Genomic DNA, 13,049 nt, shown 5'->3' on the forward strand with positions numbered 1-13,049 from the left:
TTGCGCCCGTAGCTCAGCTGGATAGAGCATCCGCCTTCTAAGCGGATGGTCGCAGGTTCGAGTCCTGCCGGGCGTGCCACCTTCCAGGTGGTTCTGGTTTGGCATAAAGGGCTTGGCCCTCGCCAGTCTGGTGCGAGTTTGACCCGGTATTTCAGTACCGCCACAAAGTACTGAAGCATATCACTGTTATGGTGGCCGTAGCTCAGTTGGTAGAGCACAGGATTGTGGCTCCTGAGGTCGCGGGTTCAATCCCCGTCGGCCACCCCAAATAAGCCTTTAAAATCAGGCAATTAAAAACCCTTCCCTTCGGAGGGTTTTTTCATTTTTGGCACAATGTACGAATGCAGTGTACGAATTTTACCCCCTAATCGACTTTTAGCTGGCCTGAAATAGCAAATAAGCGGGGGGGGACCTCTGATCTTTTATATTTCACTGCCCCAAAATTCACTGCGCCCTAGAGCCTGTTAACACGCCGGAATCCATAGAGAGCCATAATAATTGGCTACTTATGCACTTATTGGAAGCTACTTACTTGCAGAAATTTTTCAACAAAATTTCTTAAGAACCTTTCTTTTTTCTACTTAACCAAAGAGATAAATTTGCCACAAGAAAAGTTGACAAAAACACCCAGCCTGATTCACTTTGTTTGACTACACCAGCCAACATTAAAATTCCTAATGCTACTGCTGATAAAGCTATGGTTAGTGCAGTGGGGTATATCGGTTTTTCTTTCATATTCTCACTCCTTTTTTCATGCTTGAGACGTGGCCTTTAATCAAGGCCACGCCGTAATATCTACTTCATCGCATATTGAATAGCCATGGCTGAAGCGAAAATTGAACCGCCAAGAAGTGCCGCAGTACCCCAAACAGGTGCCGTAACAGTTAGTCCAAGAGCCAATAGACCTCCAGCTACTCCAACAGATGCGCCGTAAGCAGCATCATTACTAACCCCACCACTTACCTGTTCAATTTCATTCATAGTAAGTTCTTTCATTTTATTTTCCTCTAAATTAAGGGTTATGCCAACTTATTGTCAGCTAGATTTATCTGCCTCCCTGCAGACCTAACCGTTTCCGGTCTATGAACAACCAATATTCTGGTAATGGCGAGCTGCTGAATATGCTGGTTAACCAGCGATTCATTCGCCATGTCCAGATGACTGGTTGCTTCGTCCATGAACAGGATGCGAGGCGCGCGCCAGCACAATTCTTTGCTTTTGACCGCCGCTAAGGCTGGTTCCCATATCACCAACAAGGGTATTGTATTCCATGGGCATACGCATAATTTCTTCATGGATACACGCCATATTCGCGCAGTGGACTATACGTTGGAGATCTACCTGAGGCTCGAAACAGGCGATATTGTCACCGACAGTTCCAGCGAGCAATTGATCGTCCTGCATAACACCGGCAATTTGGCTGCGATAATTTGGCAGTTGCTTTAGGGGACGGCCATCAATCAGGATTTCCCCTTCGGTCGGCTCCAGCAAGCCCATCAGACATTTGAGCAGTGTGGTCTTGCCACAGTCACTGGGACCAACTATCGCAACGGTTTCACCAGGCTCAATGGTAAAGTTGACACTTACGCTTTCCTTCCGGGCATAGTGACTGCCAGCAAGCCAGATAATAACGGCAACCACCCAGGCTAAAAGCAATGACAAAATGATAGTGTGTGAAAGACGGGGCAAAAGCAGAATCTCACCGTGCAGTCGGTCTGCTTGTTTTTCCATGACTTGCTGGCGGAACAATCCTGGCACCACAACTTCCTTACTACAGCTTAACTACAGCTTATTTTTATGGCCTACTTTTTTACTTTTTTGTGACAATGTAGTCAATAGGATTGAATTACGAATCATTACAGCGACAGCTCCAAGACCAAGGGATTCAGCTTAATATTCGTCTAGAGAGGCTGCAATCGGTCGCCGGTTTTTTATTCCGTATCACCAAGTGCGTACAGTCGGCCTGCTAAAAAGCCGCCTCGAACCTTTTCGAAGCCTTGGCTGCCACCGCATTGATTTTCTTCTGAATCACATCCAGTTTTAGCTGCTTGGCTTTGGGAGGAATATTCTCAGCAATAATACGCTCGCGCCGCTTGCGCAATTCACTCAAACGGCGGCTGGCTTGGTTCAGTGGACGACGCTGGGCCAGTATGTCGTGGTGCTCAGTGACGAACTCTGCCTTTTCCCGGCCTCTTATATCTCTCAGTTCGGCTGTCAACTGGTTCACTTCTTTCAAGCGTTCATGCAAAAGCCCTTTCACTCCCCAATCACCACCCGCAGATTTACCGTGCGCTGAATGCACTCCATACGCCAGGCTCCTTTATTGACCTCTTCGTTCTCGATACCCTCAGCCACAGCAGAGGCCTGCAGGGTTTCTACCTTGCCGGGGGTTTGCCAGGGTGTGCCGGCGGCATTGTTGCGCACCTGGTTATCTGTGGTGACGAAGGCACCGATCATCTTGTAGGCAAACTGGTCGGGGCTGCCGTCCTGGTCCAGATCGATTGGGTTACGTACCTGCGAGATACGCACAATATCACCGATATAGATGCCAGTGGTCAGCTCATAAAAGTGCTCGTCTTCTCCGACATTGCTGATACCGCTGGCTTGTATGTATTCAATCATGTTGCTTCCTTAATTAGCTATTAGGGCTTGTGGGCTCCGTTGTGGGTAATAACCCGGTGCGCTCTGTCCACACCGGCGGCATAGCTGATATTGCCCACGCTGATCTTGTACACGGTGCGCAGGCCGGCACATTCCACCCGCTCGACGGTTTCCCAGGTAAGCGGTTCCTCTTCATGCAGTACACCCAGTGTTACCCCCCTGGCAATGTTGAGCTTCATATATTTGACCGGTGTTATCGGTCACTGGGGTTTCCCGGCTGCAGATCAACTGGGCACCGCTTGCCATGGTGAGTAGTACACAAGGCACTTCGTCCTGAGGTTTAACTTTGTGAATGGGCGCCAGGTGGGTATCGCTATCGCCAATATCCCAGCAGTCGATCAGATCCCCCGCTTTGCAATGATCCGCCTGTAGTTTTTCCTTAAGCCAGGTGCCGGCCGCCACGCACCAGGGATCTTTCGGTATCGTGCCACCACCGCCATTGGCAGGGGTTGTGATGGTGCCTACCGGGCGGCGCCAGGTGCTGGCTGTGAGCGTGGAGAATCTGGTGGTGGCTTTATAGGTAACAGTGCCGCCCTTGAGGTCGGGGTCATCGCAGTAGACGTAATACTTTGTGCGGAACGACAAACCACTAATACTGCCGGCGTTATAACTCCGGGAGCCAAAACCAAACTGTAGCGTGTGCGCAGCAATGGAGATTCTGGCGGTACTCCCGACATCGGCTGCAGAGAGCACGGCAGAACTGGTAGGCAGACTACCAATGGAAGACTGGATTAACGGCAGGTTGCGCTGGTCCTGCACTTCCACCACGTCGATCTTGACGTAGTCGATCAGGGTTCTGCCGGTGGCTCCGTAGTTGACCAGAATCAGCGGCGAGAAATAACGCACATTGGCGTGCAACCTGGCAGGGCTGCCAATATGGTTGGCCCCCAAGGCGCCGCTGTAGGAGGCGTTACCCGGTGCATTACCTTTAATGTAACCAATATACCTGATCCACGCGTGGGCGGCATTGTGGCCACTGGCAATCATATAATGCTGTGAGGAAGCGGAATTTGCCCCGGTGATACTGCAGTAGTTTCGATTGGAATCAAACCCCATCACACCCAGATACATAATGCGGTTTGGATCGGCATCTGGGTATTTATAGAGGCGTATCTCCAGCCGGTAGAGCTTGTTGGGATCAAACGGGATCAGATCCTTGTGGTGAATGCCTACGGTATCATTGTCTGTATTATTGCCCAATAGGGCGCTCCGACCACCTAAAATCGTCAAGCCACCGCCAACAGCCATCTCACCTGCGCCACCGTAGCGGGTCCAGGCGTTCATCCAGTCAGACGTTTCGAAAGCTTCCAGAAAGGTGTGGCGCGTGGTGCGAAACTGCGCTCGCTCTGCAGCCGTGGCACCCACGGTGGCACCGTCCTCCGGTTTATTGGTTCCGTAGATTTTGTCCCAGTCTGCCTGGGAACCGGCAAGCTGATCGATTTTATTGAGCAGTGCCTGTCGCTGGGTGTACACCCCCTGCCATTTATTATCCCAGGTGCTGCGATTGATGGTGGTAACCGTGCCGGTATTGTCCCAGCCGGTGCCGCCGAGATAATCCGACAGGGCGGTAATGGCACCACTGTAGGCGGTTTTCTCGCTGGTAATACCGTAACGGTTCGCCTGGCTTTCAATACCGGCCTGCTCCGCGAGCAGTTGATGGTACTCGCGGATAACCCGGGGCTTTTCCCCCGGATGCAGCTTGCCGTCTGCGGCAATTGTATTTAAGTCGGCCAGTGCTTCGGTGGCATCGGCCTGGGCATCGCTTGCGGCGGCTTCGGCGGCGGCGGCCCTGGCGTCGGCCACAGAGGCATCCAGCAGTGCCTCCGGGTCGCCACTGCCACCGAGGGTGACCACCAGACCACCGTAGCTGCCGCCATCAGCGAGACTGTCCCACACGGAAAGCTCATTGACGCCCGCCACCAGCGTGATCGGGAAGCTGTACCATTGGGTAACACCATTGTCACCGCGCATCACACCCACTTCGCGGCCGTTAAGACCCACCCGGGCACCGCCCTCGGCATCATTGGCCAGCACATGCAGATAGCCGCGCCCGGCACTGGCGTTAAAGGTGTATTTGGTACCGCCGGCATAGTTTGTACTGGTGGGCCAGCTCAATCCCAGCGGTCTGCGGTCCCATTTAAATTGCAGCGCGGCGCCGAGCATGCCGGCTTCGCGGGCCTGTTGCGCAATGGCGTCCAGCAGGGTGTTGCGGGCATGGTACGCCGCCTGCCAGTTGGCATTCCAAAGCGTGCGGCTGATGGGGGTATCTGCGCTGGTATTGTCCCAGGCAGGTATCAGGCCGCCGAGATAACTGGTGAGCGCGGCCAGGTTGCCACTGTAGTCGGCTTTTTCCGTGGTCAGGCCGGCGCCGTCGGCCTGGTTTTCCAGCCCTGCCTGCTGTGCCAGCAGTTGCGCGTACTCGCGGATAATCTGTAGCTTTTCACTCTGGTGCAGCAAGCCGTCCGCGGCGATATTATCCAGATCCGCCAGTGCTGCAGTGGCATCGGCCTGGGCCTCGGCAGCGGCATCCATGGCCTGTTGCACACCGGGATCCAGGGCCGGGTCCTGGTAGTCGTCGTAGGGGATGCGGGATTTGGGGACGAACAGAAGCCGCGCGGCACTGGTGCCGAGGCAGTGATCCCCCAGCCCGGCACTGCCGGGGGTGTCAGGACTGTGGCCGTAGCAGGCAATGAGTTTATTGTTGCTGAGCACCGGCATGGGATTGCCGGTGCCGTCCACCAGCAGCACCACAGCGCCGGGGGCACCGCCACCGCCGCTGCCACCGGGGATGGGCCTTAGCCCAACACCGCGACCGGGGCCACCATCGCCACCGGAGCTGTCGATTTTGCCGGAGACACCCAACGCGATACCGCGGGCGATCACCGCCAGGCCGGCGCCGCCGCTGCCACCAGGACCGCCGAACCCCGCCGGCTCATAACTTGGATCGTTGCGTAAATAGCGAAAGGAATTGCCACCACGGGCACCGCCAGTGCCGCGCAGATCATGGGGTATGCCCTGCAGTTCCCCGCCCTCGTTGGTGATATTCAGCGGTGGCATCACCTGATTGCGCCCGGTCACTACCCTGCCGCGGCTTTTCTCAAAAATATACCCGGCAATGTGTTTGCCGACCACCCGCCCGAAGCCGCCGCGACAGGAGCCGAGAAAACCCCGCCCGCCATTGCTGGGCGTACCGCGCAGGGTGCCGTCGATCTGCAATACCCCACGCACCCGCAGTTCCACATTATCACTGACACTGAGGGTGCGCCCGGCAGGGATAGTCAGGTCGCCGAGGTGGTAGTAGATCACGCGGCTATTGGGGTTGCCGGCCAGGCTGCCATCCGCAGTTAAAAACCCGCTGCTGTCGATACTGACACCGGCAGCGGTCATGGCGGTGCCTTCGGCGCTATACCAGCTGTCCGGCAGTTCCGCACCGGTGCTGTCAGGCTGATCACCAATCATCGCCGCGGGCTGGTAGCTGCCAAACAGGTCCACCGATACCGCACCGGAAACCTGGTCCACACTGAGGCGCTGGATTTCCATGGCGCGGTCCAGAATACCGTCGGCCACCTCCTGTGAATGATCCCGCAACTGCGGCAGGGTGACCCTGACGATATCCCCCACCTCCAGGTCGTTATTGCTGGGCAGCAGTTGCAGGCGCAGGCTCAACGGCGGGCCGGCAAAGCGATCGCGCAGGGCGTCGAAGGTGTTTTTAATGGTGGTGTAGGTGTGGCGGGTGTTGTGCAGGCCGCGGAATTTCAGGGTGTGGGGTTTGGCTTCGCCGTGTACGGCAATGGAGTCGGCATCAATCAAATTATTCGCACGCAGGAATTTGCCCTCAAAGCCCGGTTGCTCGAACCAGCTCCAGTGAATCGCAAATACATTGCACACGCCGGCCAGGTGGTATTTCAGTTCGCCGACCCGGGTAACCTCGTCCGCGGTAATGGTGGCCACGGTGGCGGCATTGGCCAGTACCCCGGCCATACGGCGCAGGCCCAGCTGCCCGGCGGCATTGACCGGCATAAAGGCACCGAGCAATAAATTAATCTCGGTCTCGATAAACTGTTTACCGTCGGTTTTTTCCAGACCGTCAAATCTGAGTATTTTACCCTTGCTATGATCCCCGGGCTGGTACCAGTCCGCGCCGATATGTTCAAACTCGTCGCGCACCACCAGGGCGGGATCGATACCCAGGTGCCAATTAGCGGGCAAGGTATGATTGGTGCCGAGTACAAGACCTGTGAGCAGGGCATAGGCCAGTTGCGGGCCCGGCCCTTCCAGGTAGATAAATTCCTCCACCGCAATCCCGCGCTCGTCGTCGTTGTCGGTGGGCACCCCATGATCGCGGGCATAGGTGCCGAACAGGCCGCGGGCACAGCCGGTAAAACGGTTGGCGGTTTTGCCACTGGCGCGCACAATTTCAAAGCCGTCCTGGTATTGGATTTTCAGGTAATACACGGATTGGTTAGGGGCATCCCCATAGGCGGCGGTATGGGGATTGGGTTCAAAATGGCTGGTGTCGAACACCCGCAGGGTGCTGGCGGTTTTGGCAAAATCCGCAGCCAGGCGCGTGCTGTTGGGTACAAACAGTTCCCGGCGCATCTCCCGCTGGATGTCCCGGCAGCGCACCCGGTACACCCCTTCGCTATACGCAACGGATTCCTCGGCAATCTGGGTTTGCTCCAGGCGGTAATCCTCCCAATTGAGTCCCGCAAAACCCTGGTACAGGCGTACGGTGCGGCCCTTGATACCGTTGCCCTGTTCCAGTTCGTCGCGCAGTACATAGGAGAGCTGGCCGGCGATATCCACCACCTCAAACTGGATGCTGCCGATCTCCGCCCTGCCCTGCTCCGGCAACAGGCGCTGGCTGGTGGCCGAGCATTTTTTTAAAGCCCCGAGAATGGCATTGGCGGGCAGGCCGGGAATATCCCGGTGCGAGGTAATATACAGCGGCAGGTCGTAGCCGATCTCCACCACCAGGCGCAGCGGGCGCTGGGGGGACTGGTTATGCAGATCAAAAATTTCGGAGTTGTTACGCATCAGGCAATCACTTGAATGGTGGTAAAGCCAAACTCGAACAGTTGGCCGGGCAAACGTTTTTCCTTGAAGGATTTGAATTTCAGCTGCACGGTTTGCGGGTTGTCTGGCGCGGCCTCGGTGCCGAGGGCATCGAAGGTAAAGAATTCACCGAAGGCACAACTGGCCGCGAACTCGCGCCATTGATCCAACTGCGCCCGGGTCAGCCGGACGGGCAGTGTGCGGCATATGGAGTGACGCTCGATACGATAGGCCGTGTGTTCCGTATAACCGGACAGGGCTTTATGTTCCTTGCCCTCGGCTTGATCGTGACTGTCGTATTGCTGCAAACCAATTTCCAGCTTGCCGTCGCCGCCGGTGACCAGGCGGGTGGGGATAAATGTAATCAACATGGCTCACCCCTTCAGTTCCTGGGCTTGACGACTATTGTTGCTAAAAAGCAACAGATCCCCGTTTTCCATCCTGGTTTGGATGTCCTCTATAAATCGTTCGCTGCTATCACCAATGACATCGCCCTGAATAATGATCTGGTTCAGCGACTGTGGCTGCTGGATGTCATTGCTGGCGAACTGGTTGATACCGTCCAGGCTGTTGCCCCGTGACGGCGGTGCAGCGGTCGGGGCACCGCCACCGCTGACGCTGCCCCCACCCCTACTGCCCCCGGAAAAATTCGTGCTTTTGATCTGGGCAATCTGCGCGGCACCCGCTGCGGCCATCGCCGCTGCAGCGGGAATACCCCAGGGATAACCACCGGAGTTATGAAAGGATTCAATCACCGCACTGGGCAGGGTGGCGACGGCTTTGGCCAGGCTCAGGGTTTTCTGGAGTTTGAACAGTTTTTTACTGCCGGTATTGGAAACCCCCAGCATCATATCCATAGCACCGGAAAAGGCTTTCCAGCGGTGCTTGCTGCTGTTGATATTGGCCTCCAGGGAATCCAGTATGGCCGCCATCTCCGCGGCGACCCGGCCAAAGATCAGTGCAGCCGCCTCAGCCGGGATCTGCTCACCCCGTGTGATTGCATTTTTCAGTGCCTGGGCGTCGGCTTTCTCCTTGGCCAGGCGGGCCTGCTCCTGTATTGGATCAAGGTCCTCGCCGCTCAAAGGGTCCGGGTGCTCCTGCTGCTGCCGGTGCAGTGCCGCCTCAATCCGGTTATCCAGCACACTGCGCACGTCATAAAACGATTGGTTGCCGATACGCTCGACCGGCTCTACCCCCCAGCGATCAAACCCCGGCCCACTGATCCCCAGGCTCTCGCACATCTGTCGCCGGTTCAGTAAACAATCCTTGACGGTCGAAGGGGTGCTTTGTTTACCATTCACGCTGTTTTTGACGTTCTCTGAGCGAGCGCTTTTAGTCTGTTTTTTACGAGGTTTTTTCCTATTTTCCATCTGCTCCTATCTCCCAATGATAAACAACAAACCCCCAAAAAAAATTCCTCATAAATACCCAAATCTCGCGAGCTGCGACCCCCGTATAGGCGGGCCTCCGGGAAGGACCCGCAGCGGTTTGTGGTAACGGATATGATCACTGGAGCTTGCGCAGCTCGTTATTGATGGAGCGGGTGAGTTCAACACGGAATCGCTCGCGGGCCTGGCGTTCCATGACCCGCTGCAGGCGCTGACTCTTAAAGGTACCCCGCGGGCTGGGGCCAATCAGCCCCTTGGTTGTGCCGCCTCGTGGTCCGGTCTTATCCTTGCGCGCCAACACCAGGAGCTCACCATTGCTGACACGCTGGATAAATGAGCCGCGGTAGACCTTGGTTTTACCCCAGGCCTTGGCTTTCACCCCCGGCGCCCTGTAACCGCCGCGCTTGTTGCGGGCATTGAAATGGTTGGGCTTGCGCAGGCTGGGGCGCACAGAATGAATCAGGTTGCGGGCACGGGCCTTCTTGGCATCCACCACCCCATGCAGGCGGTTGCGATTGGCCAGCTGCAGCTCGTGGTCCTGCCGGATCTCTTTCTGCTTGATCGTGGTCTCTTCGGACACGGCCCTGATGGCGGCGGTGTTGACTGAGCGCAGGGATTTGTTGATCGCCTGGCTCGCGGCCTTTGGAATCAATCCGCGCTCCATCTTGCCCAGCTTTTTCTCCAGCTGGTCCAGGTCGTGCTTAATTTGCACCCGCCCGCCCCTTGTAGGTAGCCAGGGCTTCGCCGATCTTGGTAGGTGCAAAATAGAAAATCATAATCAACCCTTGCGGGTAAGTGATGCGTGCCAGTGCCTCCTCCGCTGCAGAGGCTGCGGCAACCAATGTGGTGGCACCCTGGTCCGGATCGGTCAGAGCTGCCCATATTGATAAGACGCACACCACCAGTGCCAGCAGCAGATAAACCCCTGTAAACGACAGCGCGATCAATCTGCGGGCGATGTTCTGCCCGCTGGTGGATTTGATCCACTGCAGCAGGAATTCACGCACCCGCACACTGCGCTCGGCACTGTCTGTCGCTTTCTCCTCGGCTGTATAAAACAGGGCATCGCCGGTTTTGATCAGGGCATCCGCCCCTTTCTCCAGCGCTTTCTCACTCCCCCAAAGGCGAGACCATATACCCATAGCATCAGCTCCTAAGCAGAATTGTTGGGTTTACTGTTTCTATTTTGCTGGTGCTGCTCGCGTATAAAGCGGTTGTGCCGATTGCGGGTAACCACTGCGTACACGTTCCACACCAGGCCAAGCATGGCAATAACCACCCCCAGCATCTGCAGTGGAGTGGCTGGGGTTTGTGTCAGGCCCACGCCCGCAACGGTTACTGTGGCACTTCCGGCTTCCTGTCCGTTCATGGGGTCATTTTCTCCAGGCGTAAAAAAACCGGCTCAGTGGCCGGTTGAATCACCCCGGGTTTCTCGGAGGCTAACTTTCTTGAGAGAATTAGCCAATGAGCAAACGACCTGGATACTCCCCCGAAGTACGGGAACGCGCAGTTCGCATGGTGTTGACCGGCGAGCACGAGCACCAATCACGCTGGGCAGCGATCACATCTATCGCTTCCAAGATCGGCTGCACACCCGAGACCCTACGATCATGGGTCAACAAGATGGAAGTCGACAATGGTACTAAACCCGGCACCACCAGCAGCGACGCAGCCCGCCTCAAAGAGCTGGAGCGCGAAGTCCGTGAGCTGAAGCGCGCTAACGAGATCTTGCGCAAGGCTGCCGCTTTTTTCGCCCAGGCGGAGCTCGACCGCAAACCGAAGTAATGGTGGCATTCATTGACCAGGAACGTGAGGCGCACGGTGTCGAGTCAATCTGTGAGGTTCTGCCGATTGCACCGTCGACCTTTTACCGCTGCAAGCATCTACAGGCCAATCCAGAGCAACGCTGTGCGCGCGCTCAACGTGACGATGAGCTGAAGCCTGAGATCCAGCGGATCTACGAAGAAAACCACCGCGTCTATGGTGCACGCAAGGTCTGGAAGCAGCTTAACCGTGAAGACGTAAAGGTCGCCCGCTGCACAGTTGAACGGCTGATGAAGGTACTGCAATTGGAAGGTGTTCGAAGAGGCAAACGTTGCGTTACGACTATCCCGGATGAGCTGGCCGATAAGCCGCTGGATCTGGTGAATCGCGAGTTTACGGCAGAGCGCCCCAACCAGCTTTAGGTGGCCGACATAACCTATGTCGCAACTTGGTCTGGTTTTGTTTATGTCGCATTCGTTGTCGACGTATTCTCCCGCCACATTGTTGGCTGGCGCGTATTAAAGAGCCTTCAAACCGACATTGTGCTTGATGCTCTGGAGCAGGCACTGTGGGTACGAGGTAAGCCCCGTGGCGTTACCCATCACAGTGATCGAGGTAGTCAGTACCTGTCAATTCGATATACCGAGCGGCTTAGTGAGGCGGGTTTTCAGGCGTCAGTCGGCAGTGTCGGCGACTCCTACGACAACGCACTGGCAGAAGCCATCAACGGTTTATTCAAGGCGGAGGTCATCCACAGGGCAGGTCCCTGGAAAGGGCTGGATGAGGTTGAACATGCAACCTTGACCTGGGTCGACTGGTTTAACCATCGCCGCATTCTTGGGCCAATTGGCGATATGCCTCCAGCTGAATACGAAAACCTGTATTATCAACAAACCGAGTCTGCCCAAGCGGCATGACTCAAATCAAATTGCCTCCGACAAACTCGGGGTGATTCAATGCACTCCCGGCTCTGCTTTTGGCAGACCTCTAATCTTAAAATTGAAGCTCGCACAACCGCATTTGCATTTCCACTCAGTAGCCTCAGCCTGCTCTAGTTGCCCAATAAACTGGGCAGCATCTTCATTGCCATGCTCAAGTAGCCACTTAGATAATGCGTATTCTTTTTTTCGTTAGTTTTCTAGTCATTAGGTTATTGATACTTAACACTGTGCACAAAGGCTGCTTAGCTGCTGAACAGCGGCAACTAGAAATTCTTTGGCCACAATTCTACCTCCTGGCGCTCTTCTGATAAGAAGATTGGGCTTTGAACTAACTTCATAGAGTTCAGCATTTTGTTATCCTTAACGATAAAATCAAAGTCTGTCTGCATAGAATTAGCAAGTGTAACTTTTTGTATAAGGGGAATAGGCTTTCCAGCGAAAGACTCGGTCTCGCTTACCCAGACTTTGAATTCACCCACATAAGAAATTTGACCATCTATAACGTCTATCTCTAACGACTCCCAGTTCTTAACAACCCTTTCCCACGTTCCGCTTAGGGGAAGTCCAAACCTATCAATGGCATAACGCCCAGGCTCTAGCGGGACTGCTATAACTGTACTTCTCTTGCTAGAAAAGTCTGATTTGTCTGAGTTATTGTTTCGTGTTCCATAGCTATTGTATCCATAATCATAGCTGGACAATGTTCCGTTATCTAAATGTCCTGATCGGGTTAATCCAGCAATAGGAAACCACCGTTTCTCAGGGCCTTCAGGGTACTCTACTTCAGTTATTGATAGTAAGACCACACCCTCATTCGGTTGCGGTATATATCCAGAACTAAGTTGATTATATGTAGCCGCACAACTTTTAATTAGACACAAACTACTTAGAAGTAAAAGCTTCAAAAGTTTTCGAGTAAAAGTTAATTGCACAATGATTTCTCTTTAAGTTATTAACCTGATGACCATATAGTTCTGAATGATGCAGTACCCTCTGGTATCAAAATACATTTGATGGATGGCTATAAAGCCGCCGAGTTAATAATGTTTATATACTGATCACCATAGCCACTATTATCCTGATTACTGCCCCGGAATCAATTCTACGCCAGATATATAAAATTTCTATTGAGATCAATTAGTTATGCTGGCATGACACAATCGTACAAAATGAAGCCACTTTCTCCAGGCGTAAAAAAACCGGCTCAATGGCCTGTTTGAGTAGTTGGGTGTCTGGTAGA

The 13,049-nt window shown here is 54.6% G+C and carries 13 protein-coding genes, 2 tRNA genes, 1 pseudogene and 1 other annotated feature; of the genes and pseudogenes, 3 read left to right on the forward strand and 13 right to left on the reverse strand.

Annotation, left to right across the window (positions count from 1 at the left end; genetic code table 11):
• The first annotated feature begins 2 nt into the window (after window positions 1-2).
• Both M8T91_RS10680 and M8T91_RS10685 read left to right on the forward strand, forming a co-directional pair.
• Window positions 3-79 (forward strand) — tRNA-Arg (locus M8T91_RS10680).
• A gap of 112 nt (window positions 80-191) precedes the next feature.
• Window positions 192-267: transfer RNA gene (locus tag M8T91_RS10685), tRNA-His, on the forward strand.
• A 291-nt stretch (window positions 268-558) separates the two neighbouring features.
• Here M8T91_RS10685 and M8T91_RS10690 read toward each other — a convergent pair.
• From M8T91_RS10690 to M8T91_RS10745, 12 genes are all read right to left on the reverse strand, one after another.
• On the reverse strand, window positions 559-735 hold the full coding sequence (locus M8T91_RS10690; protein ID WP_301414146.1) for a hypothetical protein: 177 nt from the start codon (window positions 733-735) through the stop codon (window positions 559-561).
• A gap of 60 nt (window positions 736-795) precedes the next feature.
• Entirely contained in the window at window positions 796-996 is a 201-nt protein-coding gene (locus tag M8T91_RS10695) for a hypothetical protein (protein ID WP_301414147.1), read from the reverse strand.
• 144 nt (window positions 997-1,140) lie between these two features.
• Window positions 1,141-1,758: an ATP-binding cassette domain-containing protein gene (locus tag M8T91_RS10700; RefSeq protein ID WP_301414148.1), complete on the reverse strand. Its 618-nt coding sequence runs from the start codon at window positions 1,756-1,758 to the stop codon at window positions 1,141-1,143.
• Between the two features lie 208 nt (window positions 1,759-1,966).
• A complete protein-coding gene (locus M8T91_RS10705) occupies window positions 1,967-2,260 on the reverse strand; it encodes a hypothetical protein (RefSeq protein WP_301414149.1) in 294 nt (97 codons plus the stop codon).
• On the reverse strand, window positions 2,257-2,622 hold the full coding sequence (locus tag M8T91_RS10710) for a hypothetical protein (RefSeq protein ID WP_301414150.1): 366 nt from the start codon (window positions 2,620-2,622) through the stop codon (window positions 2,257-2,259). Before M8T91_RS10710 ends, M8T91_RS10705 begins: the two co-directional genes overlap by 4 nt.
• Before the next feature lie 20 nt (window positions 2,623-2,642).
• Window positions 2,643-2,840, reverse strand: a complete 198-nt coding sequence (locus M8T91_RS10715; RefSeq protein ID WP_301414151.1) for a hypothetical protein — start codon at window positions 2,838-2,840, stop codon at window positions 2,643-2,645.
• Complete coding sequence (locus M8T91_RS10720) at window positions 2,794-7,698, reverse strand: hypothetical protein (protein ID WP_301414152.1); 4,905 nt, start codon at window positions 7,696-7,698, stop codon at window positions 2,794-2,796. The genes M8T91_RS10715 and M8T91_RS10720 overlap by 47 nt, the downstream gene beginning before the upstream one ends.
• Window positions 7,698-8,087 carry a hypothetical protein gene (locus M8T91_RS10725; protein WP_301414153.1) on the reverse strand — a complete coding sequence of 130 codons (390 nt, stop codon included), beginning with the start codon at window positions 8,085-8,087 and terminating at the stop codon, window positions 7,698-7,700. The genes M8T91_RS10720 and M8T91_RS10725 overlap by 1 nt, the downstream gene beginning before the upstream one ends.
• A 3-nt stretch (window positions 8,088-8,090) precedes the next feature.
• Complete coding sequence (locus M8T91_RS10730) at window positions 8,091-9,086, reverse strand: terminase small subunit (RefSeq protein WP_301414154.1); 996 nt, start codon at window positions 9,084-9,086, stop codon at window positions 8,091-8,093.
• A 136-nt stretch (window positions 9,087-9,222) separates the two neighbouring features.
• On the reverse strand, window positions 9,223-9,816 hold the full coding sequence (locus M8T91_RS10735; protein ID WP_301414155.1) for a phage tail protein: 594 nt from the start codon (window positions 9,814-9,816) through the stop codon (window positions 9,223-9,225).
• Window positions 9,806-10,246, reverse strand: coding sequence for a hypothetical protein (locus tag M8T91_RS10740; protein ID WP_301414156.1), 441 nt, complete (start codon window positions 10,244-10,246; stop codon window positions 9,806-9,808). Before M8T91_RS10740 ends, M8T91_RS10735 begins: the two co-directional genes overlap by 11 nt.
• An 11-nt stretch (window positions 10,247-10,257) precedes the next feature.
• Window positions 10,258-10,473 (reverse strand): hypothetical protein, encoded by a 216-nt coding sequence (locus M8T91_RS10745; protein WP_301414157.1) that lies wholly within the window; start codon window positions 10,471-10,473, stop codon window positions 10,258-10,260.
• A gap of 95 nt (window positions 10,474-10,568) precedes the next feature.
• Between M8T91_RS10745 and M8T91_RS10750 the strand changes: the two are divergent.
• Window positions 10,569-11,785, forward strand: a pseudogene (locus M8T91_RS10750) (IS3 family transposase).
• Window positions 10,847-10,963: a sequence feature (AL1L pseudoknot), on the forward strand. Its footprint overlaps the pseudogene before it by 117 nt.
• Before the next feature lie 287 nt (window positions 11,786-12,072).
• Here the strand turns inward: M8T91_RS10750 and M8T91_RS10755 are convergent.
• Window positions 12,073-12,741: a hypothetical protein gene (locus M8T91_RS10755; protein ID WP_301414158.1), complete on the reverse strand. Its 669-nt coding sequence runs from the start codon at window positions 12,739-12,741 to the stop codon at window positions 12,073-12,075.
• Window positions 12,742-13,049: the final 308 nt, after the last annotated feature.

This window comes from Microbulbifer sp. MI-G (assembly GCF_030440425.1).
Taxonomy (GTDB): domain Bacteria; phylum Pseudomonadota; class Gammaproteobacteria; order Pseudomonadales; family Cellvibrionaceae; genus Microbulbifer; species Microbulbifer spongiae.

Excerpts from the sequence above, each read along its gene's own strand:
- M8T91_RS10725 (WP_301414153.1), bottom strand. The coding sequence starts at position 8,087 with ATGTTGATTACATTTATCCCCACCCGCCTGGTCACCGGCGGCGACGGC.
- M8T91_RS10690 (WP_301414146.1), bottom strand. The coding sequence starts at position 735 with ATGAAAGAAAAACCGATATACCCCACTGCACTAACCATAGCTTTATCA.
- M8T91_RS10740 (WP_301414156.1), bottom strand. The coding sequence starts at position 10,246 with ATGGGTATATGGTCTCGCCTTTGGGGGAGTGAGAAAGCGCTGGAGAAA.
- M8T91_RS10745 (WP_301414157.1), bottom strand. The coding sequence starts at position 10,473 with ATGAACGGACAGGAAGCCGGAAGTGCCACAGTAACCGTTGCGGGCGTG.
- M8T91_RS10695 (WP_301414147.1), bottom strand. The coding sequence starts at position 996 with ATGAAAGAACTTACTATGAATGAAATTGAACAGGTAAGTGGTGGGGTT.
- M8T91_RS10730 (WP_301414154.1), bottom strand. The coding sequence starts at position 9,086 with ATGGAAAATAGGAAAAAACCTCGTAAAAAACAGACTAAAAGCGCTCGC.
- M8T91_RS10710 (WP_301414150.1), bottom strand. The coding sequence starts at position 2,622 with ATGATTGAATACATACAAGCCAGCGGTATCAGCAATGTCGGAGAAGAC.
- M8T91_RS10715 (WP_301414151.1), bottom strand. The coding sequence starts at position 2,840 with ATGAAGCTCAACATTGCCAGGGGGGTAACACTGGGTGTACTGCATGAA.
- M8T91_RS10720 (WP_301414152.1), bottom strand. The coding sequence starts at position 7,698 with ATGCGTAACAACTCCGAAATTTTTGATCTGCATAACCAGTCCCCCCAG.